We start from the raw sequence: 1,080 nt of genomic DNA, 5'->3' as shown, positions 1-1,080 counted from the left end.
TCGAGTCCATCGAGAACCACCGAGGAGAGCCACGGAACAAGCCTCCGTTCCCGCCTCAGCAGGGACTTTTCGGCAAGCCTACGGTCGTCAACAACGTAGAGACCTTTGCCAACGTACCACCGATTCTGTTGAATGGCAGCGATTGGTTCAAGTCATTCGGGACACCGTCGAGTGCCGGCACCAAGGTCTTCTCGCTCTCGGGCGACATTGTGAACCGTGGCATCGTCGAGGCACCTCTGGGCGTCACGTTGCGGGAACTCATCTACGACTTTGGCGGCGGCGTCAAGGGAGGCAAGCACATCGGCTTCATCCAGACTGGTGGGAGTGCCGGGACTGTGCTTACTGACAAGTTCCTGGACATCCCGCTGGACTTCGCCTCAATGAAGACCAACAATGTTTCCATCGGTTCCGGAGTCATTCTGGTAGCATCTGAGGATGTGCCGCTCCTTCCGTTCCTTGCGGAGGTGGCACACTTCTTCTGGCATGAGTCGTGTGGCAAATGTACACCTTGCCGGGAAGGGACACTGCAAGTCAAGACGATCATGGATTCGCTCGTCAACCGGACGGCGGACCCCGCTTCCTTGCAACGCCTCGGCAGGCTGCTCAACACATTGAACGACACATCGTTCTGTGGGCTGGGACAAGCTGCCCCGCTCGCGTTCGAGTCAGCACTGCGCAACTTTCCCGAAGTGTTCGACCAGGCACTTGCGGAATCACATGTACCAGAGACCTGTCAGGAAGAAACGTAGAAGGGTAACGTCCTGGAGAGGAGTAGTCGACTTGAAACTGACTGAAGTTCTTGAGATTACCGGCGCAACGTGTGTCGTAGGGGAACAGTTGGACACTATTGAAGTGAACCATGCGTTTGCATCAGACCTCATGAGTGACGTACTGGCGATGAGTCGTCCCGGGACGCTGCTGATAACAGGATTGACTACTCCTCAAATTATCCGAACAGTGCAGATGCTTAACCTGCCAGCCATCCTCGTGGTAAGAGGCAAGGAGGTTCCTCAGGATGTCGCCGATTTGGCACGCACGACAGGCATTGTCCTTCTGGCGACACACGATATCATGTACGTG

General features: G+C 55.7%; 2 protein-coding genes. Both read left to right on the top strand.

Annotated features, from left to right (window positions below):
• Positions 1-749: NADH-ubiquinone oxidoreductase-F iron-sulfur binding region domain-containing protein (locus SMC1_RS06225; protein WP_279386567.1), on the top strand; the 749-nt coding region annotated here is incomplete at its 5' end.
• 31 nt (positions 750-780) lie between these two features.
• Positions 781-1,080, top strand: a 300-nt coding sequence (locus tag SMC1_RS06220; RefSeq protein ID WP_119085916.1) for a DRTGG domain-containing protein, incomplete at its 3' end; no start/stop codon positions are given.

The organism is Candidatus Cryosericum septentrionale (assembly GCF_003570995.1).
GTDB classification, from domain to species: domain Bacteria; phylum Caldisericota; class Caldisericia; order Cryosericales; family Cryosericaceae; genus Cryosericum; species Cryosericum septentrionale.
The sequence above is the reverse complement of the archived record's forward strand: the minus strand, read 5'-3'. Positions and strand labels throughout refer to the sequence as shown.